We start from the raw sequence: 19,119 nt of genomic DNA, 5'->3' as shown, positions 1-19,119 counted from the left end.
ATTTTTGATAAATTAAAGTGTGTCTGTCTATTTTAAGTGGCTAGATGAAATTTTATAAAGACTTTTTATCAAAAGATAATTGATTTGAAGACCCATAAAAATCTTCTGGTTTCATTACATTGGCAACACCCAATTCTTTAGCTCTTTCCAGATCACCCGAATATTGACTAACAACTGAAACTGAATCACGAGCTTGTTTAACTAAGGTGTCAAGCAAGCTTGTCGTAGAAGGCAGCTGGGTTTTAAAAGAACCATAGCGATAGGATAAGCACAGAAATATATTTGGTAGTATTTCAACAGGTTCTTGAGAATGAGTAATACTTATATCTGCTTTAAGGTTGAGTTTTAATTCAGCGAATGTTTCCGAGAAAAGCGTCATAATGGCTTGGATGTTTAACTTATTTGTATTTGAAATTAAGTAAACTGGTTCCGCTTTTGCTCTTTCTGCAAGATAAGCAAATCGATCATGCTTGTCTGGTCCAATTTGAATACTTGCATTCCAAGCTTTTGCTAGTAGCTCATGTCTGCTGTCTTTGCTCAACTCATTCATAAAAGGAAAAATTTTTGAAAGATTTTCTAAAAACGCATCAGTAGAAATTTTTCCAAGCTTGTACGGCTCAATCAATTCTTTGTAATTTAATTGATATTGAGTCATCACCCAAAGATAGTTATATGAATCCTCAAAAAAACCCGGCATGCTTTTCAAGCAACCATGACTATGCTCTTTGCATAACCTGACAAACGCACCAACTGTTTGTTGAATGGAATAATCATGAGTAGTGGATAAATTTACAATCAATGTCATTGTTTTACCTTCTTAATAAAACCTATAAAAATTCTTATCCATAACCTTTTATTCAAAGAATTCGAATATTTTAGATCATGCATTATACTTTGTGATCGTGAAATGGCAAACAGATGGCATTCAATATATTTAAGGTTTTAGAGAAACATAAGCTCCCAAACAGTTAAGTAAAATAGTTCCAAATCGATAAATTATACACGGGACAACTGAGGCAAGTGGGGCACCCGCGTCATTACTGGGATATTGCCGTCCCCACCTCAAATTATTCGTGTGGGGCATAGGGGACACTTTCTATTTTTTAGTTATATCCTGCATCAATTAGTATTATTTGATAACACTTAATTTTAATCAACACTATCTCCCTTAACATGCTTTTGGGAATTAAGTAATACTCTTTTCGAGCTTTTTGAGCTTTCGGCAAGCCTGCGTGCTTCTAGACAACGTTATTAGTTAACCTATAGCCTCGATAATATCCAAGAGGTATGGCTCATGAATAAAGAAGTTGATAGGCTCGAATCGATCAAGTTTGCATTCGAAAATTGGCGAAAGACTAGAAAGAAACAAGGTAAAGTTCCGGATTATTTATGGAAGCAAGTAAGATCTCTCACAAACAACTACTCCCGCACAACCTTAGGTGTATCTCACGATGCACTGTCCCTGTAGTAGGGAGCCATACAGGGTTAAACGATACCACTAACCCAGTGGAATCCAGCATATACACCATCATAGCTTTGGTTTGATACAGTATATCTTTTTGGGCCTTGAAGGCCACTACCAACCAGAGGGTAGTTGGTCACAAGTCCTGGTACAGCTTTAAAATAGGTCATCCATTGATATCCCGCATCAATACTCATCATACCGTTTATAAAAGAAAACATATAGCTACCACCTACTTTAATTTCCAGTGCTGGTACAACGGTATCTTTTGACGCTTTCAATTGAGTCACTTCGACAAGCTGAAGAGGTCGAGGATCGTTTATGCTTGCTTTTGTTTCACAATTTCCCAGAAGAATAGAGGCTTGACCTAATGAAGTGAGCTGAAAATTATTGAATAATTGATTAGCAAAGCCAATGCCTGCTGTCGGCCCTACGCCACTGAATTTAGATTGTTTGCGAGTTGTGTATACAGATGCAGGATAACCTACAACCTGTTGTATTAGGGTTATATTATTTTCAATTTTTACTGCTTGAAGGCCAGCAAAGAAACGGAATTTTTTTCTTTCACTCACATCAACATATTGACCTAAAACGGCATTGGCTTGGTCTAGTTCATTTTTTAGTACAGGTTTGTTGGCTACAATAGGGTTTCCAAGAGCCGGTTCAGAAGTTAGTAGATTGTATGTATTAAAGTGCGTTGTATCATCAAAGTGAATCCAATTGACTGTAAGATCATTACCAGTATTGAAGTGGTATGACCCTTCGAGTTGAAAAGCAAAATCCCGGTCTGGTTTTACCTCATAATAAGTAGGTGGCCTGTATTGAAATAAGCTTTCAAGAAAAGCATAGGCATAATCACTATTATATGAAGGCCTAAGATAAAGCGCCCGAAAACCAAAGTCCCATTTTGTCGCCTGACAAGGAACCGTAACATTATTAGCCTCGCACCTCATGGTCCCAGAATAAACGGGCACCATTAAAGTTACCAAGGTTACAGCAAGATATTTCTTCATGTTCTCTATCCTTATAATTTATTTGCTAAATCCGTAAAACTGATAATCATCCATCATAAAAGTTTCATCTAATAAATACAAATTCCCTGATTCTAAGGACTGAGGGGTGTTTTCCATCGTTATTATCTCCAATTTGTACGGTGATAATACTCTATAAACATATTGGACTACTTGGGCGTATATCGGGGTCAGACCAAGATATTCTTGTAATAAACAGAAGGATACCTGATAAAATACCCTTGTTTTTACTCTTAGAATCTATTTTTAAAGTTTAAAATGACTTTTAAAAGAATCATCCAGAAAAAATTTGTTTATACTTTGATTCAGAACTTTTTATCTTCTTAAAAGACTTATTTAGTCTTCATATTTAGCTTTTAAGAGTGAAAATAGTGACATTTTAAGAGATAACCTTTTGTTTATTAAAAGAATAACTTGGTCTGGCCTCTAACGCTGTTGCCTAGGCAAGATTGCAAAGAACTTTTTCATGGATCAAGTCAACAATAGGTCCATTTCGTTTTGCACCAACATATAACCCCAACCAGTTGAATTATTATTGCACATACTGTATAATGTTTACCTTAATTTTGTGGAGACAACGATGAGCGATTCAAATAATTCGATTTTAAAAGAAGCCTTACACGCATTTTTATACGATGAGATAAAAACTACCTATCGATTTTCTTCCGATAAAACTAAGTCCGATACGATTTTTGATAATAATGAAGATGAAATTAAAAAATGTTTGAAGCAGTGTTTGCAAGAGCTTCCAGCTGAAATTACGCAAGTGGATTTTAAAGAACATAAAGGATTTTTGAATGATCTCTACGGCTTTTTGTTTTCATTATCGAAACCACAAAAAATTCTGGGAGGAATAAGTGATTTGAAATTTTTGATGAAAAGACATATTGATTTTCAAGACAACACACAAGATTCTTTGCATTTATTTAATCAAAGACTGATATCAGGATGCATTAGTTTTGACATCTTTCGTCAAATTTTTGGATATATTCCTCTTAAAAAAGATAATTTAGGACTGGCAGCAACCTGCCGTCATTTTAATGCCTTCTGGAAAGAACAACGCCAGATATCTCAGGCGAAACCTGTCGAAGAAAGTAAAAGCACGTGCGTAGGTCCTGGATAACCATCTGGTAAAAAATCATAATTAGCATTTAATGAAGTAGGAGTTCTTGTGTAGGCTGGAATATTGCATACTTTAATTTTGATCTTTTGCTTAGGCAAATCTCTTCTTGATGGTGATGTCGTGATGGTGATTTGCCATTTATCAACTTTGATGTCTTGATACTCTGGTTCATTAGACATTTCAGATGGCTCTTTAACTATGATTTCTAATCCATAACGATCATCTATGTAACTTTCAATACAACTTTTCATATCCATTAAAAGTGAAGTCGTAAAATCATAACCTCCAACAAAATCGAGGTCTTCACTAAATCGTTGTGAGCCATAGCATAAACGAAGCGACGTGCCTCCTTGAAAAGTCAATCTATCTAATAATCCTGCTTTATCCAATGCAAAAAGCAGGTCGTAGTGTAATAATTCCTTTTCAATGACTGGTCGCATATGAGAAAAGCCTTCTTCTCTCATCGCAAGTTCTACTAAAGCATTAAAATCTTCTCTGCTCGTGGGTGTTGCTTTTATTATGCTAATTCTTCCGAACTAATTAAATTAATATTACGGCCTACACGCTTGATATCTCGCAAAGCGGTTTCTTTGGCGGCGATTCTAGGAGGGCGCCCATTTACTTTAGATGTGCTTTCAAGGATATCAATAACGGTACGTTTGGTATGTGTAAATTCAATAACGCCATAAGCTGTGTTATAGACCCCTTTACGACCAGTCGTAATGATAGTTAAACGGTCAATGGGGATTTGTGAAATTACACCATACTCTGACTAAAGCCCGAGTTAATTAGCTTTAATTGGTTGTCTGTATTATATATGCCCTTCTTTTTGTAAGACTTCTTTTAACAAATCTAGTTTTCTAACTTCTTCGGGATTGATGAAAAATTTAATTACTTCTTGAGGAACTTCGAGCAAATTTGATAAATCTCCCTCGGAAAATCCATGACTGTCTTTTAAATATAACAAGCAACTAGAATAGCTATCCGTTTTTAAATCCATTGTCTTTACCCTATACAAATTTAGAAATTGTTATCGAGCCTATATTTTGCTTAATAACATACATTTACGCATGAAAATTACAGTCCTATGTTTAGCTTTGTTTTAACAAATCTAGCAGTTACCTCAAGCACCAATTGAAAAAGAGATATCAATACAGGTCTAAGTTCATCAAAACGATGTGTTAGAGCTGTTTTTTCAACACTGTTATATTAGCCAAGCACAAAATAGCATTCACTTTTTGTTTATGCAGTTGCTTGAAGCTTGTTGATAAGATTTAATAATTAGACTAGGTTTGATTTAACATGAGTGCTCTCCTTAACGCGTTCATTTATTATTGTGAAAACACTAAATAGGTTAACAAATAAAATGGAGAGAATTTGCATTGAAGGTATAATTAAAAAGAGCAATGATAAAAAAAGTTTAGCTCTTTTGTTAAATTATGGTATGATTTACGATGTATTTAACCATGCATTTTTCCAGTGGGAATGCGGTCGCCAAACAGTATTCTCACTGTCCCTACATGAAAACTCTTTTATCCATATTTAATTCTGGGAACATAATATTATAGATTTTTAAGTACTTCAACATATTAACCAAAAAAAATATGGTACATATGTTGGTCGAGATGGCCGTTTTAAGTATATGGTAATCAAAGGGTTGGCATAATGGGAAGAATAGAATCGACTTCTTGGCTTGAAGAACAAAACAACATAGCAAAAGTTAATCCGCGTCTTTATCAAATCATTTCAGAAAATAGTACTTTAACTCCGAAAAGTCTTATTAAACTTAAGTATTCTTATGGAGAGTTGGTTGGTGATGGATTCTCCTTTAAATATCCCTCACATGAAAAATCTCTTAAGAGAACACCATTTTCACTTGTAATCAAAAATAATTTTGAGATGTATATTGAAAATGAACATTGGCTTTCTCCTTGGAAGATATATAAACCAGGTGATTTTTTCCCTTATACAAGATTTATAAAAAAACAAAATGCTTATCAACCATCGGGGTTATTGGAGTTAAGAGCCGGCTCTCGAACATCATTTTTACTGATGAACAAAGAGTTTGATAAAAGAAAATACACAGCGCTGTATAAATCAATACATGTAAACGAAGTTAAAGCTCCTGTTAAGTTAAGAGATCAGTTTTACGTCTTCAAAGAGATTGCTGACGCACTATCTTCAGAATGGCTAGGCGAGATAATTATATTTCCGGAAAGTTGGGAGGAGGAAGCAAAAAAGGATGAGCGGTTTATTGCATACATGGAAGAACAACCCATTGCTACACACTCTTATAATATGAACATCCCTTTGTACAATTATATAATCAACTTAATGCAGTATGAGGACAAAATTACTTCTAATTACTTTTCAAGGGAAATTATTAACCATTTATTCTCGTTAATTAATGGAGCAAAACCAGGTTATTTACCAGCAAATAATGAATCTTATGCGCCAATTCATTTAATTAAAAGTGCCTTATTAGAATATTACAAACCTGAATCAATGCCGATATTTATGGTTGCAGATAAACTCACACCTTTGGAATCTGAATTTTCGTTATATTACTCATTGAATATGGATGATTATCTGGTGAAGCCAAATACGTTGCCAAATATTGGAAAGTTAGTAAAAGAAACGATGGAAGCTTTCATCGAATACTGTAACAGGATCTCAACTTCATCTGGTGCGGAAAACACTATTTTCTATAAAGTTGCTCAAATGGCAATTATCAAAGCTTCATTACAAAGAAGTCATAAAAATGAAAAACTAGTTCTTTCCCCAAAAGACCTCCTAAAGGAAGATATCAATTTTACTCATCAGTTGATAGGGAGCTCAGACCTACCTCTTCCGGAAAATGCATCATTTTTATCAGCATGCTTCCGCTTACAATACAATTAGGTGGTTGTATTTATTGAGAATTTAAAGAACTTGGATAGTTTCAAAAGACCATTAAAGATTGGTTTGAAATGTTCTTTTTGGATGCCAATTTGGTCAAAATAATCTATTAGATTAGTTTGAAATTTGAACTCATTTTCTTTTATTAATTTTTTCAAAAACTGTGAAATATGCTTGTTTTTATAGTCAAAATAATTTAGCTGGTTGAGTAAAAAGGTCAATGCAGTTTGATATTTTTCATCCAGATCTAATATTTTTAATATTCCAGAAGTTACTTGTCCATCATTTGTTGTAATATTCGAATATTTGTCATATTGGAGGTCTATTATACCTTCTCTTATCATGTCTAATTCATTTCTAAAACTGCACTTCACATATAAACTTTTAAAATTAATATTCATCGCAGGCATATTTGATTTTAGATTTACCCTTTTTGGGAGATCATTATGCTTTGATAGATATTTGAGAACATCATCTTTCTTTAAGTCAATGTAGTTATTATATATTGCATTATAGGTAATGGGATCGAGAACTTTTTTTATATTATCCCATGTCCTGTCTCTATAGTGTATTTGCCGCAGTTCTCTAATTAGTGAATCAAATACCGGTTTATCAAAGAGATTTAGAATGGTTTTGCGAAGATTAACAAGAGGGATTGTTTTGTATAGATTTCTATCAAAATTTATAAACGATAGCGCTACTTCATCATCTCCATCAATAACTCCAGTTAAATAGTCATTATATATTTCACCATATCCTTTCATTCCATATGCTCTGAGTTCAACAGCTCTTAAAGCACCAATTGATGATATACCTACAACTTCAATACCACTTTGAATTGCCCACATGATTTCTTTATGAGTTATCGATGGACATTGTTCAAAAATCCCATCAACTATTACAACTCTTTTCAAGTTCTTATTGTTTTTTAATGAAACAATTAAATCGCCTCTTTTAATTGATGGTAGCAGTAGAGTTTCTTTTGTAACATAGTTTGACGCTTCAGCATGGCTTAGCGTTGATTCTATAAATATTATTTGCTCTATCATAGTATGAATGATTTAAGGACGGTGATTACAGAGGCATGGAAAGTGTAATATAGCAAGTCACAGTTATTTTGGATAAGTAATTTTTTAATAAAATTAACTTGTTCATCCAATCCAATATCAAATGAATCAATATCAGAAAAATTAATTGATTCTTCATATTCTAAAAATTGGTTTTTACCTCGATATAAATAGTGTCCATCATTTAAATCATCTCTCGTTCCTGATATTACACCTATTTTTGTTTGCCATGCTTCTAGAATAGCCTTTTGTAGAGCGATTTCCTTATTGAAATGGCAAGCTGTACCTTTGAATATTATTCTATTAAACATAGGGTTTTGCTCAATTAAATAGGCAGCTATTACAGGTAGATTAAATGGATTTTTAAAAATAAAAAATTTGACATCAAGATTTTTTGATAATGTAAATTTATCAAGATGCTTTCTTTGAACAGTGAGAGAAGTTTTCATACCAGATATTTCAGCATCTCTTTCAATGCACTCTAAAAAACTACAAGTAAGAGCTTCATCAAAATTATTTCCAGACGCCAGGCCAGAGGAGTTATAGCCAAACAGTATGTTATCCAGAATATTACTATTCAAAGATAGTAAATTCTTAGGTATATAATGACTACCTTTTTTTAATAACCAATTACCTAGATACCATTCTAGTTTATAATCCGGACTAATATTTACTGCTTTACTTAGTTTATCAAAATCGATAAAGGGATAATTTTTTTCTCTTAGTTCATTTATAGAGCCTATAAAATCAGGCTTGGACATATTTTCGGCATAGTGTGATTCTATTGACTCCATACATGCCCCAACTTTAGCTGATGTGTCATTAAACCCTTTACCCATGCTGACACAGAGTGATTTGGAGCTTGGCCTGATTGCTGAATAAACTTTTATATCTATTGATTCATCTAGATAACTTAAATTTGAGATTCTGCTAATGCCTATTTCGGCTATATACTGTTGTATATTTTTGAATGTATTTAATTCGGAAATAAATCTTTGGGGCATTAAAAATTACCCTCCTGATAAGGGTGATATAATCTCTAGATTGTCTTGATTCTTCAAATAAAGATTATTTACATCTTGTATTTGCTTTCCATTTAAAAAAAACTGAATGTATCCCTGTGGTTTATTAGAATCAAAAAAATATCTAAAATCTTCTCCTAAATGATTTTTCAAGACATCAATCAATAAAAAATTATCCATTATATCAATATTTCGGTGATTATTTTCGAACATTGGCGGTAAAGATAGTTTCACTATGAACCTCGATCATTCAAATGATATTTCGTTTAGAGAGATATAATTCATTTCCAATGTATTTTCATCTAAGTCTTCTAAAATTTCCTTCAGAAGTAATTCTTTTTGGTCATCTTGGGTATCAATAGGTTCAAGAAATTTCTTATTAGTCATATCGTACCCCTTAGTTTTTAAAATTTATGGCACGTATTCAACTAGTTGGTTCCGCTCTATAAAATGAAAATCAAACATCATTTTTTGATAATCATCATATTTCCCAAATATAGAAGCAGCAGCGTTACTGGTTGATATTGGGCTTTTAAGTTTATCACCAATTTTTACTCTGAAGTTAACTTCAACTTCTCCTTGAAACTCTGGCATATTGAATCTTGAAACCACTCCAGCATTTTGTGGAATATAACCAGCAAAATGGTAATGGCTTTCATCAATGTCAAACTGCTCTATGGCAATGTCTGATTCAATTAATATCAATGCAGTCTCAAAGGACATACCTATTATATCTTTGTGTATTAGACTGATTGTACCACCAACTTGTCTAACATTCGTCTCAAGAAAGGTGATTTCTTTATCACTTGAAACAAAAAACTCCGTGTGCATTAAACCATTTTTAAAACCCAGTGCTTCACGAACCAATGATGCTGCTTCTTCCACTTTCCTTTTTATTTCTGAATCTGTTATTGGTAGGCTTACAATTATTTTTCCATCCAAAAAATTATGGTTTGGATAAGAATATACCCGTGCAAGGTTATATAGTTCTTTATTGTCCTGAACTATCAGTTCGCAGTGATATAGCTTTTCATTTAAAAAGGGTTGAATAATACTTCCTGAGTAATACTTTGAATAGTATTCCTTCCACAACTGAAAATCAGCTTCATTTGAAAGCTTCATACTTCCTTCTGCACCAGCTAGATTATCAGGTTTTATGAAGAAAGGTGGTTCACCTAATGTTGTAATCAAATCTGAAAACCGCAATTCATGTGAGTATTGGATATAAGGGGACGTTTTTACTTTTTCAGAGGCTAAATCATACATCACACTTTTATGTTTATATTTTCTAACCTCACTTAATTGTAAGCCTGGTAAATTGCATTGGGTTCTAATTTCTGCGGCTGAGTAGAGGAAATCATCTTTATAGCAAACTAAGACGGTAATTTCATTTTCTATAATAATGTCTTTGATAGATTTAGTATCAAGCTCTTTATAAAAAACAGCCCTTGCATTCTTTAAGGGGATGTCACCTTCTAGGTAAGATAAATATATATCTAAGTTTTTCCCTTTCAGAAATGTGAAATCTATCTCTCCATATTGAAACTTTGAGCCAATGATTAATACTTTTTTCATTTCTACTTCATCACCTACGTATCACAACTACTCCATATAGTCGTTTATTTTATATACATATAATTATTGATGCAAAAATATTTTAGACAACATAAAAATATAATGGGCGTAGGGTTTGCTAATTGATCTAACTTAATTTGGCTTCCTTTGGCTCTTGAAGAAATATTTCAGAAAGGTTGGTGTAACCACCTCATAAAATAAAGCTAACATTCTTGAACAATGTGGTGAGGGGATAAGGGAAATAAACCAGTTCTTTTAATGCAAGACAAAATGATACTCTAAATTTGCCTATAACGGTTCAACTTTCGCGACCACTTGATGCATTCTTATCCAACTTAACGTTGTCTCTGACTTGGCTAATTCGATGAGATTGCTTAATAAATTATCAACGTCTTTTTTCGTAGTAAGCTTTGAATCTAAAAGCTGGGAAGTAATATCATCTAATGCCATTGGATATATCATTTTCTCATCACGTGTTGTGAGCAATGGTTCATATAATCCATGAGCAGTAATTTGCATTCCCACGTTGCGAAATTCCTGTTCCATCCTAAAGGCTATTTTATAATCTTTATTATTCTGACTAAAGCAAGATTGGACATAATTGACAAATTGTTGTTGGTCTTTGGATTCGGGGTAACAAACCGCCGATTCAAAAATTGAAGGCTCTTCGCAAATAACAACGCCGCCTGGGTTAAGACATTTTTTCATCTCACCGATAGCATGAGAAGCGTTTGATAAATGGTGTAATACCATTCGGCAGTAGATAAAATCGAAGGTCTCATCTAACTGGGATATTTGATTAACATCCCATACTTTATAACGAATATTGGTTAAGTCGTGGGTTAATTTTTTAACGTATGCGATTTGTTCTGGACTAAAATCAATGGTGAGTATATTCCCATTATTCCCAACTAAACGCGATAGCTCTTTGGTCATATCGCCGGCGCCACAACCAATCTCTAAACCTGTCATTCCTTTTTCAATGCCAGCTTTATGCAGTAGCTCAAGGCTACTGTCAACATAGAGTTGATGTTGTAAGGATAATCGTTGTCGGGCTTTTTCATTCGTATTTAAAATATAGCTTGTGCTCATAATAGTCCTTTATTGCTTAAATAAAACGTGGTGCAAATAATTATTCAGCTGGCAGGCTTGTAGATTAAACATAGCCTCTAGATTTTCGTGGGTGGAGCTACCCATATGCGGCGAGAGTAAAACGTTTTCCATTTGCTTTAATTCATCTGCAACATGAGGTTCATTGGTAAACACATCAAGGGCAGCCCCCGCGATGGTATGTTTTTGCAAGGCGTCGATTAATGCTTGTTCATCAAGAACGCTGCCTCTGGAAACATTGATTAGATAGCCTTGGGGTCCAAGAAGTGATAGAACTTCTTTATTGATTAGATGCTTAGTTTGTTCACCCCCCGAACAACAAATCACCAGATAATCACTGTGTTTAGCCAAAGAATTAACATCTTGAAAATAGTGATAATCAGATTCTTTTGGCGATGACGCCGTATAATTGATTATCATTCCAAAGGGTTGGGCAAAACGTGCTATGGTTTTCCCTATTTTACCTAAGCCAACTAATCCCAGGCGTTTGTTGTACAAATTATTGCCAAGACAACGAGGTTCACGGGCAGGCCATTTATTATCTCTTATATATCGATCGTTAAGTTGTAGCTTACGAGTTAGGCTTAATAGTAATGCTAAAGCCAGTTCCGAGGTATCATGAATACCAGCCTGAGGCTGAGATTCCAATTGGATGTCCTTATTTTGGATAGCTTTTAAGTCAATATTGTCCAGACCGATACCTAAATGACTAATCATTTTAAGTAAAGGAAACTGATTTAGAAATTCATCATCTACTTTGTCCCATACTGAGGTCGCCATACAGACAATGTTATCTTCTCCGATAGTATCCCAGGCACACTGTATGGTCCAATCTTGATGTAATAACGGGATTAACGGCTTAAGAAAAGGGTTGGCAATATAAACGACAGGGTTCATTTCGAGAAATCCTTGAAACACGTTGAAGTCATTTTGAGCATGATTACATGCAATGAACATTAATTCCTGAGATGATATTTCAAGAAATTCATGACGGTGTCAAGTCATCATTGAGGTAAATTCTGTCTCATTGAACGATTTAATTTTTAACAATTGTTTAGCATTAGTTTTTGCTAGTTATGATATCAATCTTAAACTGGGTGATCGCATATATTAGACCACCTCATTACCAAACAAGAGAGGAGGCTCACCTGGACATTTTAAATTACATTTCGATGTTTTATAACCCTCATCGACTTCATTCATATCTTGGGTATAAAAGTCCAATGCAATTTGAGATGGAACAGCGGGAAATGAAAAAAGTGGCTTAACTGAATGTGGGCATTTGCTTGACCACGTCATTTTCCTTTTAGTTTTGTTAAAGTTCGCACTTCTATCAAAACTGGAAACTCTCACGCTATTAGGGGTCTGACCAAAATATTTAATTGAAAAACATAAAGTTAACTACAAGGCAAGCTTAATATTGTGCCTTAAAACCTATTTTTCTTTATAAAAATTGATTTTAAGAGATATGTCCGAGAAGTGAGGTGCATTTATCAGTCTATTTTTTCTTAGAATCTATATTAATAAGCAAAAATAGCTTCTAAGACACAATAAGTATCTATATTTAAGTTTAACCAATTGTTAAATAATAGAATTTTTTTGTCCGACCCTTATATCCTTATATCTAAAGCAGGTAATAGAGGGAGCTGATGGTTTTAGCCGACCAGCAAGCAATAGAACAATACAGGAACTAAATCGGGAAATCTGTACTGTTTTCTCTCCGGGGTTACACACGTCAGCGAGTTAATAGAGATAAGCACAGGAACTTGGGAAGTCCATACTACCCCTGCAAGGAGAGCAGTATAGACACCGAAAGGTGAAAAAAAGGGGTATGGATGGCGGAGTCTGCCATAGTAGCGATGATACGAGTAATGATCGAGGAGCAAAGGGCAGGCAGAGAAGAAACAGAAATCCCTGGGGTCAGGCCTTGCTTTTTGCTTTATGTTTGAAAGGGTCTGTTTAAGGCAAAAGGCAAGGCCTGACCCCCGAGGTTGCCGAGTTTGCGAGGTTCCGAGGTTTCTTGACCACTTTAATCCCGGAAAAACCTACAAATGTGGCTTTTAAAAAAATCTACTAGGTGTTAACTTGTGCCAATTAACAAAAATGTTATAGGAGAAGATATGTTTTTTTCGGGAGGCAACTCGGTGAGAAAGAATAATCAGCGCATACATCCGAATGGTGGTACATACACCCAACACGAACCGGGAATGGAACGTTTCATATCTAACACACGTATGTTTGTCAGAACAAGTGCAATTATAGGAGCTTTAGTAGGGGCTCATTTGGGTGGAATCGAACTTGCACCGATCTCAGCGGGACTTGTCTTAGGTACTTGTTTATCATTAGCCTTGACCCCTGTAGATAAGAAAGGCAACAGAATCGATATAATAACAATGGACCTTAAATTAGCCAAGCATGTTATCGCAGCCTTCTTTGTTTTTGTTTTAGTCTTGGAGTTGGCATCCCTATCCGCTGACTACATCGTAGGCAATGCTTTAGATAAAACATGTGGGGCCTGACCCCCGAGGTTTCGTAGAAGAGAAACTCATTGATAACTTGATGAAATTAAAGAGTATATGGGGGGTGGATTCTCGGTAGAAGTGCGACAACCAATTTGGTTATGTAAAATAACTAGCGAATAAGAAAAATAAAAGGTTGTCGCATGGCTAATTATATACAATTAACGCCAAGAAATAAGGTATATCGGGGTCAGACCAAGATATTCCTTTCTAATTTAAAAGATGTGGTCAAATACCAATAACTCAATATCTCAGGAGTATTCACCTATGATTAAACGCCCCGCCTTTTTCCTAGTATTGCTTGTGTGCTTACCTTTTCCTGCACTGGCAGACTGGCCAACTGAATATTGTCGAAACTATATTGATCAAACGTTGACATTCAATCGCCATAATTACTTATTCGGCCAAACGCTCAATCGCTATTTTTTAACTTCCCAAGGAAATGCCCTTATCCTTGGCAGCGGGGCTGGTAACGATGATATTACCCTTGTCAGTAAAGGGTGGGATGTCACCAGCGTTGATTTATGTGCACGCACCGGCGAAGTGTTGGCAGCCCGTTCACAAGGATTAAAAGGGGGTAATCAGTTCATACAGGGATCGTTTGAAAATGCTGACTTCAGTGGCAACTATCAATTGGTCATGTCATATTATGCTTTGCCATTTGGTAATAAAAACAACTTAGAATCGGTTATTGCGGCTGTGGCCAAAAGCAGCGACGTTGGCGCGATTCTCAGCGTGAATTTTTTTGGTTATGAACATAGCTATGTTAAGCAACAAGTTGCCTATGGGGTTAGCCTTGATGAAATCACCGCCCTATTGAATCGATATCATTTTAACATCGAGTTCCACTTAAACCGGATTTACGATCAACCCGATGCCTCTGGTGAGAATACCCACTGGGATATGATAGATATTATTGCCAAAAAAGTTGCCTAGCGATTAACTCAGCACACACATGCTAAGGGACTCTTGTTCTTCAAGCGCCTGCTAATCAGCGGGCCATAATAAAGTATGTGTTTTTGGGACATCTCACTGCCCTATCAAACGCACAAATTTAGAGTCTTAATTTGGTGTGGTGTTCGGAATCTTAATTAGACGGAAAATCAATCGCTGAAAGTTTCAGGAAGTATGTTAATGCTATTAGGGGTCTGACCAAAATATTTAATTGAAAAACATAAAGTTAACTACAAGGCAAGCTTAATATTGTGCCTTAAAACCTATTTTTCTTTATAAAAATTGATTTTAAGGGATATGTCCGAGAAGTGAGGTGCATTTATCAGTCTATTTTTTCTTAGAATCTATATTAATAAGCAAAAATAGCTTCTAAGACACAATAAGCATCTATATTTATGTTTAAACAATTGTTAAATAATAGAAATTTTTGGTCCGACCCTAATATCTCGAATGCTATTAGGGGTCTGACCTAAATATTTAATTGAAAAACATAAAGTTAACTACAAGGCAAGCTTAATATTGTGCCTTAAAACCTATTTTTCTTTATAAAAATTGATTTTAAGGGATATGTCTGAGAAGAGAGGTGCTTTTATCAGTCTATTTTTTCTTAGAATCTATATTAAAAAGCAAAAATAGCTTTTAAGACACAATAAGTATCTATATTTATGTTTAACCAATTGTTAAATAATAGAATTTTTTGGTCTGACCCTTATATCTATTGCTGTCCGACCCTTATATCTCATTGTGCTCATTGTATTCCCCTTGCTGAAGGATATAGGGGAGCGGATAGTACATTAGTTTTTGTGATAAACAAGATATTAAAGGCGGGCATGGTTTACCCACCCCTATAATTCTTCAATTCAGCCGAATTTTAAATCCATGGAGTCCATTCTCTGATTGGCCGCTCTAGCTTTAATATCTTGGCTTTCAGGATGAGGATCCCTATGAATGAGAGACCAATTATCAAATATACGACTGTCACTAACACCATCATTCTTAGATAGTTCAGTGTTAGAGGACGTCCCTTTTAAAGCAGACTTTCTCTTTTTCATGATTTCCCCAAAATACAACAAACACCCAGCGCAAAATGCACAAAAAACAGCACAGATTTAGTATAGACCATAAATCTCACTGCTGTAAAATATTTGAACAATGTTTATGCGATTATTTCGCTCCTTTTGAGCATTAACTTATTAATTTTATGAGTATTTTTCAATTATATTTAAAATTTTACAAATTAGTTCACTTTTTATGTATGGCATTGTCGATACTTCATGTCCCGCAATGACCTTATTTTCATCTAAAGTTATGGCTATTCGTTGCTTTGGTAACCATACCATTAAGCTCTTATATCCCAGTGTACCGCCCGAGTGCCACCAAACGATATCAACTTTTTTAAGACCTGTTTGATATACTTGGATACCTAGTCCATAGCCAACATCATCTTCCTCAGTCAGCTTAGCAAGGAGCTGTCCGGACTTGACTGACACTACTTCTGTAAAGTCACTCATGCTCTCATTGTCAAAAACCCGACCACTAAATACCATACGAATCCAATGGGTTATGTCATAGCTATTTGAGACAATACTACCAGCCGATTTAGCCCAAGAAAGGCTTAAAGGGGTAACATCCACGGCATTATCTGCAGAATATTCATAATACCCATGAATCATTCTATCTTGGATATATTGTGGGGCAATATGTGTCACATAATATGAGTTTTGCAAGCTCAATTGGGGGTTATTTAACAATTGTTCTTCTATGACTGTTTCAACTTTCTTGCCAGTGGCTTTCTCTATGATTAAACCTAATAGGACATAACCGGTATTTGAATAATGCCAACCTTGGCCTGGCTCAAAATAAAGTGATTCTTTTTCTGCATAGCCAATTAGTTCTCGATCTTTAAGTTCCATCATTGGGTCTTGCATATATTTATTTTTAAGCGATGTTGAGTCAGTGTAGTTATAAATACCACTGGTATGATTTAATAATTGTTTAATGGTTATATTTGACCACTGTTTATATTCTGGCAACCAGCTACCAATCGTGTCATCAATTGAAAGTAGATTATCTTGCTGCAATTGCAAAATAGTTGCCGCCACAAACGATTTTGAGATACTACCAACTTGAAACAAAGAACCAATGTTCACCGGGTTGGAATTGGTCTTACTGGTATGTCCGCTATTATAAATCCTCGGCGCTTGTTCGTCTGGGAAACTGATGGCTAGCGTATATGCACCCAATTGATTGGCTTGTCGATACTCATCCACCATGGATTGAATGGCTCGATTGATTGTTGTTGGATATTGGGCAAACGCCGATAAGGTGACTGCGGTAAGTGCGATTATCGGCATTAAAATGTAGCGGATTCTCATCTAAAACATCCTTACAAATCAGATATATGTGAATAAATAATGGGGGATTCTATAGTTTTACACTTAAAACCACAATGCTTTTTGATATTTAAGAGCATAGCGCTTACTTGATATATTAATTTAGAGATTTAGTTGTTTAAGCTATTAGGGGTCTGACCAAAATATTTAATTGAAAAACATAAAGTTAACTACAAGGCAAGCTTAATATTGTGCCTTAAAACCTATTTTTCTTTATAAAAATTGATTTTAAGGGATATGTCCGAGAAGTGAGGTGCATTTATCAGTCTATTTTTTCTTAGAATCTATATTAATAAGCAAAAATAGCTTCTAAGACACAATAAGCATCTATATTTATGTTTAAACAATTGTTAAATAATAGAAATTTTTGGTCCGACCCTAATATCTCTGAAATCTATTAAACCTCTACCGTATTGTCTTCCCTTATAATTTCTTAGGTTAACTAAAGTAGATATGGTTTTAGTTGCAATAGGGTTTGGTATATTACCATTTAGTCCCATATATGCTCTATGTTCAAAATAATTCTATTCACGTTGCGCACAGTTAAAATTTGAACTATATAAATAAAGAGTAATTTAAGCAAATTAGCTCGAAACACAACTAGTTTACTATTCATTTTTGTATGGAGATAATTATGGGCAGCGTGCGTAAAAGTGAAAAAAATATTCCAATTTTCACAAATAATTTGGTAAATCCATTTCTAAATTTACATCAAGAAGTGGATAAGGCTATGAATGAATTATCAAATTGGTTTGGTGAATCAAAGTTATCATTGAAAGAATTTGATAATCTTACTTTAAAACCAGCAATTGACTTTGTTGAGGATGATAAAATGCTTAGAATTGAGGCGGAAATGCCAGGCATGGGAGAAAAGGATATTAAAGTATCGATTGATAATCACATGCTTACGATCAGTGGTGAAAAGACGACATCCAAGAAGGATAAGGGAAAAGATTACTCAATGCGTGAAATAAGCTATGGGCATTATGAGCGCTCGCTTACTTTGCCTGACAACCTAGATCTTGAGAAAGCAAAAGCGTCGTTTAAAAAAGGTATGTTATGGATTGAGTTTCCCAAAAAAATACTGAGTCAAAGCCAGCCTAGAACAATAAATATAGAAAAGGCAAAAGATTAAATGCTCATAGCCCTCCAAAAATGTGGGGGGGTTTTTCATCTTGACAATTTAATCCTAATGCATAGGCTTAAAAAAAACAGCTATTCCCTCATATGCTGATCATTAAGATGCTTAATAAAAAAATCCTTTGCTAATCCTATCATAATGTTAAAAGTGCCTGGTTCTTCAAATAGGTGCGTTGCTCCAGAGACCAACTTTAACTCAGAGTGTCCTATCATTTTTTTTATTGCCTGTTTGTTGAGCTCAATAACTTGACTGTCTAAGCTACCCACAATAAGCAAGGTAGGGGATATAACCTCAGACAAATATTCTCCAGCAAGATCAGGCCTACCACCTCGAGAAACGATCGCTTTTATTTTTTGCTTTAGAACAGCAGCTGCAATTAATGCTGCGGCTGCTCCAGTGCTTGAACCCCAATATCCAATACAAAGTTTTTTATAATCAGATTGTTTTAAAAACCACTGAGTTACTTTCACTAATCTATCAGCAAGAAGGGGGATATCAAACCGGTATTCACGTGTGTAGATATCGATAGACTCCTCTTGTTCAGTTAATAGATCAAAAAGTAAAGTGGCTATTTTTACTTGATTCAAATATTGGGCCACTTGATTATTCCTTGGGCTTAAGCGGCTGCTTCCGCTACCATGGGCAAATATTACGATGCTTTTAGCTTTTTCAGGAATTGTTAAAATTCCATTTAAATGGATAGAGTCAATGGGGATAGAAATATTCATATCACCTTTCTTTAATTACAGTAGAGTTAATATGATCATAGTATAAAATATTTCCACTTCATGGTATTTTCTCCAAAAATAAGATGGTTGGAATAA

General features: G+C 34.7%; 19 protein-coding genes and 1 pseudogene. 6 read left to right on the top strand and 14 right to left on the bottom strand.

Going from position 1 to position 19,119, the window contains the following annotated elements:
* Positions 1-52: 52 nt before the first annotated feature.
* Positions 53-805: a hypothetical protein gene (locus AB3348_RS06630; RefSeq protein ID WP_367606782.1), complete on the bottom strand. Its 753-nt coding sequence runs from the start codon at positions 803-805 to the stop codon at positions 53-55.
* A 680-nt stretch (positions 806-1,485) separates the two neighbouring features.
* Positions 1,486-2,475, bottom strand: coding sequence for an Lpg1974 family pore-forming outer membrane protein (locus AB3348_RS06625; RefSeq protein ID WP_367606781.1), 990 nt, complete (start codon positions 2,473-2,475; stop codon positions 1,486-1,488).
* Positions 2,476-3,073: 598 nt separating this feature from the next.
* Between AB3348_RS06625 and AB3348_RS06620 the strand changes: the two genes are divergently transcribed.
* Positions 3,074-3,616: a hypothetical protein gene (locus tag AB3348_RS06620; protein WP_367606780.1), complete on the top strand. Its 543-nt coding sequence runs from the start codon at positions 3,074-3,076 to the stop codon at positions 3,614-3,616.
* Here the strand turns inward: AB3348_RS06620 and AB3348_RS06615 are convergent.
* Positions 3,565-4,080 (bottom strand): nucleotidyl transferase AbiEii/AbiGii toxin family protein, encoded by a 516-nt coding sequence (locus AB3348_RS06615; protein WP_367606779.1) that lies wholly within the window; start codon positions 4,078-4,080, stop codon positions 3,565-3,567. The genes AB3348_RS06620 and AB3348_RS06615 overlap by 52 nt on opposite strands.
* A 347-nt stretch (positions 4,081-4,427) precedes the next feature.
* Positions 4,428-4,616 carry a hypothetical protein gene (locus tag AB3348_RS06610; protein WP_367606778.1) on the bottom strand — a complete coding sequence of 63 codons (189 nt, stop codon included), beginning with the start codon at positions 4,614-4,616 and terminating at the stop codon, positions 4,428-4,430.
* A gap of 665 nt (positions 4,617-5,281) precedes the next feature.
* On the opposite strand from AB3348_RS06610, the gene AB3348_RS06605 reads away from it, so the two are divergent.
* Positions 5,282-6,517, top strand: a complete 1,236-nt coding sequence (locus tag AB3348_RS06605) for a hypothetical protein (protein WP_367606777.1) — start codon at positions 5,282-5,284, stop codon at positions 6,515-6,517.
* On the opposite strand, the gene AB3348_RS06600 is transcribed toward AB3348_RS06605, so the two are convergent.
* The 7 genes from AB3348_RS06600 to AB3348_RS06570 form a co-directional block, all read right to left on the bottom strand.
* Complete coding sequence (locus tag AB3348_RS06600; protein ID WP_367606776.1) at positions 6,514-7,563, bottom strand: TfuA-like protein; 1,050 nt, start codon at positions 7,561-7,563, stop codon at positions 6,514-6,516. The genes AB3348_RS06605 and AB3348_RS06600 overlap by 4 nt on opposite strands.
* On the bottom strand, positions 7,560-8,585 hold the full coding sequence (locus tag AB3348_RS06595) for a YcaO-like family protein (protein ID WP_367606774.1): 1,026 nt from the start codon (positions 8,583-8,585) through the stop codon (positions 7,560-7,562). The genes AB3348_RS06600 and AB3348_RS06595 overlap by 4 nt, the downstream gene beginning before the upstream one ends.
* 6 nt (positions 8,586-8,591) lie before the next feature.
* Positions 8,592-8,783: a MoaD/ThiS family protein gene (locus tag AB3348_RS06590; RefSeq protein ID WP_367606773.1), complete on the bottom strand. Its 192-nt coding sequence runs from the start codon at positions 8,781-8,783 to the stop codon at positions 8,592-8,594.
* 66 nt (positions 8,784-8,849) lie between these two features.
* Entirely contained in the window at positions 8,850-8,990 is a 141-nt protein-coding gene (locus tag AB3348_RS06585) for a hypothetical protein (protein ID WP_367606772.1), read from the bottom strand.
* 24 nt (positions 8,991-9,014) lie between these two features.
* Positions 9,015-10,178: an acetyl-CoA carboxylase biotin carboxylase subunit family protein gene (locus AB3348_RS06580; RefSeq protein WP_367606771.1), complete on the bottom strand. Its 1,164-nt coding sequence runs from the start codon at positions 10,176-10,178 to the stop codon at positions 9,015-9,017.
* A gap of 288 nt (positions 10,179-10,466) precedes the next feature.
* On the bottom strand, positions 10,467-11,270 hold the full coding sequence (locus AB3348_RS06575; protein WP_367606770.1) for a class I SAM-dependent methyltransferase: 804 nt from the start codon (positions 11,268-11,270) through the stop codon (positions 10,467-10,469).
* Between the two features lie 9 nt (positions 11,271-11,279).
* The gene (locus tag AB3348_RS06570; RefSeq protein ID WP_367606769.1) at positions 11,280-12,185 is read right to left on the bottom strand and encodes an NAD(P)-dependent oxidoreductase; all 906 of its coding nucleotides are present in this window, start codon (positions 12,183-12,185) and stop codon (positions 11,280-11,282) included.
* A 224-nt stretch (positions 12,186-12,409) separates the two neighbouring features.
* Here AB3348_RS06570 and AB3348_RS06565 point away from each other — a divergent pair.
* From AB3348_RS06565 to AB3348_RS06555, 3 genes and pseudogenes are all read left to right on the top strand, one after another.
* Positions 12,410-12,556 (top strand): annotated as a pseudogene (locus AB3348_RS06565) (IS3 family transposase); the annotation flags it as partial.
* An 819-nt stretch (positions 12,557-13,375) separates the two neighbouring features.
* Positions 13,376-13,807, top strand: a complete 432-nt coding sequence (locus tag AB3348_RS06560; RefSeq protein ID WP_367606768.1) for a hypothetical protein — start codon at positions 13,376-13,378, stop codon at positions 13,805-13,807.
* 267 nt (positions 13,808-14,074) lie between these two features.
* Positions 14,075-14,743: a hypothetical protein gene (locus AB3348_RS06555; RefSeq protein WP_367606767.1), complete on the top strand. Its 669-nt coding sequence runs from the start codon at positions 14,075-14,077 to the stop codon at positions 14,741-14,743.
* A gap of 878 nt (positions 14,744-15,621) precedes the next feature.
* Here the strand turns inward: AB3348_RS06555 and AB3348_RS06550 are convergent.
* Both AB3348_RS06550 and AB3348_RS06545 read right to left on the bottom strand, forming a co-directional pair.
* Positions 15,622-15,813, bottom strand: a complete 192-nt coding sequence (locus AB3348_RS06550; RefSeq protein ID WP_367606766.1) for a hypothetical protein — start codon at positions 15,811-15,813, stop codon at positions 15,622-15,624.
* A gap of 147 nt (positions 15,814-15,960) precedes the next feature.
* Positions 15,961-17,136, bottom strand: a complete 1,176-nt coding sequence (locus AB3348_RS06545) for a serine hydrolase domain-containing protein (protein ID WP_367606765.1) — start codon at positions 17,134-17,136, stop codon at positions 15,961-15,963.
* 640 nt (positions 17,137-17,776) lie between these two features.
* On the opposite strand from AB3348_RS06545, the gene AB3348_RS06540 reads away from it, so the two are divergent.
* Positions 17,777-18,289, top strand: coding sequence for an Hsp20/alpha crystallin family protein (locus AB3348_RS06540; protein ID WP_367606764.1), 513 nt, complete (start codon positions 17,777-17,779; stop codon positions 18,287-18,289).
* A gap of 80 nt (positions 18,290-18,369) precedes the next feature.
* Here the strand turns inward: AB3348_RS06540 and AB3348_RS06535 are convergent, their stop codons facing one another.
* Positions 18,370-19,023: a dienelactone hydrolase family protein gene (locus AB3348_RS06535; RefSeq protein ID WP_367606763.1), complete on the bottom strand. Its 654-nt coding sequence runs from the start codon at positions 19,021-19,023 to the stop codon at positions 18,370-18,372.
* Positions 19,024-19,119 lie beyond the last annotated feature (96 nt).

It is taken from the genome of Legionella sp. W05-934-2, assembly GCF_964199965.1.
In the GTDB taxonomy this organism is placed as follows: domain Bacteria; phylum Pseudomonadota; class Gammaproteobacteria; order Legionellales; family Legionellaceae; genus JAFIFT01.
Note: the sequence above shows the minus strand (reverse complement) of the source record. Positions and strands in the feature narration are given on the sequence as shown.

What these genes read in the sequence shown, in the direction of transcription:
- AB3348_RS06630 (WP_367606782.1), bottom strand. Translation starts at nt 805, where the DNA reads ATGACATTGATTGTAAATTTATCCACTACTCATGATTATTCCATTCAA.
- AB3348_RS06625 (WP_367606781.1), bottom strand. Translation starts at nt 2,475, where the DNA reads ATGAAGAAATATCTTGCTGTAACCTTGGTAACTTTAATGGTGCCCGTT.
- AB3348_RS06620 (WP_367606780.1), top strand. Translation starts at nt 3,074, where the DNA reads ATGAGCGATTCAAATAATTCGATTTTAAAAGAAGCCTTACACGCATTT.
- AB3348_RS06615 (WP_367606779.1), bottom strand. Translation starts at nt 4,080, where the DNA reads ATGAGAGAAGAAGGCTTTTCTCATATGCGACCAGTCATTGAAAAGGAA.
- AB3348_RS06610 (WP_367606778.1), bottom strand. Translation starts at nt 4,616, where the DNA reads ATGGATTTAAAAACGGATAGCTATTCTAGTTGCTTGTTATATTTAAAA.
- AB3348_RS06605 (WP_367606777.1), top strand. Translation starts at nt 5,282, where the DNA reads ATGGGAAGAATAGAATCGACTTCTTGGCTTGAAGAACAAAACAACATA.
- AB3348_RS06600 (WP_367606776.1), bottom strand. Translation starts at nt 7,563, where the DNA reads ATGATAGAGCAAATAATATTTATAGAATCAACGCTAAGCCATGCTGAA.
- AB3348_RS06595 (WP_367606774.1), bottom strand. Translation starts at nt 8,585, where the DNA reads ATGCCCCAAAGATTTATTTCCGAATTAAATACATTCAAAAATATACAA.
- AB3348_RS06590 (WP_367606773.1), bottom strand. Translation starts at nt 8,783, where the DNA reads ATGGATAATTTTTTATTGATTGATGTCTTGAAAAATCATTTAGGAGAA.
- AB3348_RS06585 (WP_367606772.1), bottom strand. Translation starts at nt 8,990, where the DNA reads ATGACTAATAAGAAATTTCTTGAACCTATTGATACCCAAGATGACCAA.
- AB3348_RS06580 (WP_367606771.1), bottom strand. Translation starts at nt 10,178, where the DNA reads ATGAAAAAAGTATTAATCATTGGCTCAAAGTTTCAATATGGAGAGATA.
- AB3348_RS06575 (WP_367606770.1), bottom strand. Translation starts at nt 11,270, where the DNA reads ATGAGCACAAGCTATATTTTAAATACGAATGAAAAAGCCCGACAACGA.
- AB3348_RS06570 (WP_367606769.1), bottom strand. Translation starts at nt 12,185, where the DNA reads ATGAACCCTGTCGTTTATATTGCCAACCCTTTTCTTAAGCCGTTAATC.
- AB3348_RS06555 (WP_367606767.1), top strand. Translation starts at nt 14,075, where the DNA reads ATGATTAAACGCCCCGCCTTTTTCCTAGTATTGCTTGTGTGCTTACCT.
- AB3348_RS06550 (WP_367606766.1), bottom strand. Translation starts at nt 15,813, where the DNA reads ATGAAAAAGAGAAAGTCTGCTTTAAAAGGGACGTCCTCTAACACTGAA.
- AB3348_RS06545 (WP_367606765.1), bottom strand. Translation starts at nt 17,136, where the DNA reads ATGAGAATCCGCTACATTTTAATGCCGATAATCGCACTTACCGCAGTC.
- AB3348_RS06540 (WP_367606764.1), top strand. Translation starts at nt 17,777, where the DNA reads ATGGAGATAATTATGGGCAGCGTGCGTAAAAGTGAAAAAAATATTCCA.
- AB3348_RS06535 (WP_367606763.1), bottom strand. Translation starts at nt 19,023, where the DNA reads ATGAATATTTCTATCCCCATTGACTCTATCCATTTAAATGGAATTTTA.